Raw genomic sequence first — 2,194 nt, 5'->3', positions numbered from 1 at the left:
CACGGCATCGCGGCCGACCGGCCCCACCTGGAGGCCATGGAGCAGATGTTCGCCGGGGCCGTGCAGCAGGCGGTCAAGGAGGGCATCAATAAGGTAGCGTGGGTCGAAATGAAAATCTGCATAGACGACTTTGTCGTTGGGGTCTATGACGGTGAACCACGGCGTACCCCCTGATCGGTAATCTTCCATGAATGTGGGGTTTCTCTGCCCCGGCGCGGGCAGATCGTGTCCGAAGGGTATTGCCAGCGAGTACTTTTCTTGGTTGATCCGCAGCTTGTCGAAGGTGTTGACGTCCGCACCCTCGAACACGGTTTGAATGGCTGCGAAACCAACCCCTCGGCGGGCGAGATTGTCGTGGAGGACCTGGAGAGTTGGGAAGCCTTGTGAATGACATCCTGGGCACCAGTCCTGGAAGCAGAAGATCACCCGGTAGCCCGTTCCCAGGTCGGCGAGGCGAAGTGGTGTGGCCAGCGGCGTGCCCGCGGAGTCTATCCAGTCCGCGACCCTGAGGTCAGCAGCCTGATGGTGTAGTAGGCCCGAATGCACAGGGAGCTCCTTGAGATCGATGGTGTGTTGTGAGTTATCAAGCGGTTCGGATTTGTCAGCACGCGGATCCAGGCAGTCGAGCTACACGGATGTGCCGGATCTTGGTGAATTGTGAACACTCGCGCCGTGGCCCGGTAGACAGCGCAGGATTGAGTCGGAGCAGGTGAGGTTCGTCCTAGGCTCTGCGACACGAGGTCCTCGATGTGCAGTGTCCGTAGACCACGTCAGTCGCGGGGACATCAGGTGAAGACTTCGCGGTGAGGATTCCAGTGGCCACCTCGCCGTCGACCTCAGGCGGCCGCGTTGTTGTTGCATGCGCGTCTCCTCAACTGCCAAAGCGCTCGGTACGGATGTCGGATGGGGTGAACCCGCGGTCGACGAGCAACTGTGCGGCGTGTTCGACGAACCCAGTGGGACCACACACGTACACGCGGGTCGCTCCTACGGTGCCTCCATGGGCGGGAGTCGGCAAGTCCTCGATGCGGAGCCGGCCTGGTTCCCTTGTGTCATCAGGCAGCCCGGCGCGGGTATAGAGGCGTGTGATGGGGATATCAGGGTGCGCTTGCGCCAGTTGGTGCAATTCGCCGGTGTAGATAACGTGGTCGGGAGTTCGCGCGGAGTAGATCAAGCGGAACGGCGAGTCCGAGTCAGAGTGCGTGCGCTCGCGCAGCATCGCCATGAGTGGGACCACTCCTGAACCACCTCCGAGCAGCAACACGGGGCCCCGAAGCCGCGCTGTCCACTGGAACCATCCGCCGAGAGGACCCCGAACCTCGAGTCGGTCGCCGGGCAGCATCGTCTCGGTGAGGTACGTCGATACCTCGCCGCCCGAAACGCGTTGCACAGTGAGCTCGATCTGGTCCGGGCCGGAGCGGGAGGCGACCGAGTAGCTACGCTGCGCGGTATAACCGTCTTCGGCAGTGAGCCGGACATCGACGTGCTGGCCCGCTGCGTGTCCCGACCACCCAGGTACCTCGAAAACGAGCGTGCGGGCGAGATGTGTTTCCATCCGGGTGGCCTGTAGTTGCGCTGGGAGCCACCGGATCGGCCGGCGGCGAAGCGCGGGGCCGGTGTCCGCATGGACCTCTGCTGCGTCCCTCGAGCGCTCAGTCGCCGGCATAGCGCTGCTCTAGCCACGGGTCGCCGTACGCGTGGTACCCGTGGGTTTCCCAGAATCCGGGCTGGTCGTCGCGTCGAAGTTCGATGCCGTTGATCCATTTGGCTGACTTCCACAAGTACAGGTGCGGCACCACGAGGCGGGCAGGGCCGCCGTGGGGAGGTTTAAGGTCAGTACCTTCGTATTTGTAGGCGATCCACGCGTCGCGGTCGACGAGGTCACCCATGGGTAGGTTCGTCGTATAGCCGCCGTAACATCGGATGAGTGCGTACTCGGCTTCGTCCGCCAACTTGCCGAGCAGCGCGTTCACTCTGACCCCACGCCACGTTGTATCAAGCCTGCTCCACTTGGTCACGCAATGAATGTCGACCGTGAAATCTTCGCTGGGCGCGCGCATGAGGTCCGGCCAGTTCCAGCGGGTCACCGAACCTTCGAGATCGGTAATATTCAACGCCCACGTAGATCGATCGACCTGAGGTGTCGGCCCTGTAGACAACACCGGGAAGTCGTGCGTCTCGTGTTGCCCCGGCG

The 2,194-nt window shown here is 62.6% G+C and carries 3 protein-coding genes; all 3 read right to left on the bottom strand.

All coding sequences use genetic code 11. The features are described 5' to 3' along the window. Positions 1–546 (bottom strand): peroxiredoxin family protein (locus ABT116_RS43370; RefSeq protein ID WP_351646277.1); only part of this gene is annotated, 546 nt, incomplete at its 3' end. Between the two features lie 325 nt (positions 547–871). Then, on the bottom strand, positions 872–1,666 hold the full coding sequence (locus ABT116_RS43365) for a ferredoxin reductase (RefSeq protein WP_502984048.1): 795 nt from the start codon (positions 1,664–1,666) through the stop codon (positions 872–874). Beyond that, positions 1,653–2,194 (bottom strand): molybdopterin-dependent oxidoreductase (locus ABT116_RS43360; protein WP_351646273.1); only part of this gene is annotated, 542 nt, incomplete at its 5' end. The genes ABT116_RS43365 and ABT116_RS43360, both read right to left, overlap by 14 nt.

Source organism: Streptomyces sp. NPDC002130, from assembly GCF_040296465.1.
Lineage (GTDB): Bacteria > Actinomycetota > Actinomycetes > Streptomycetales > Streptomycetaceae > Streptomyces.
This window is presented reverse-complemented; position numbering and strand designations above follow the sequence as displayed.

What these genes read in the sequence shown, in the direction of transcription:
- ABT116_RS43365 (WP_502984048.1), bottom strand. Translation starts at nt 1,666, where the DNA reads ATGCCGGCGACTGAGCGCTCGAGGGACGCAGCAGAGGTCCATGCGGAC.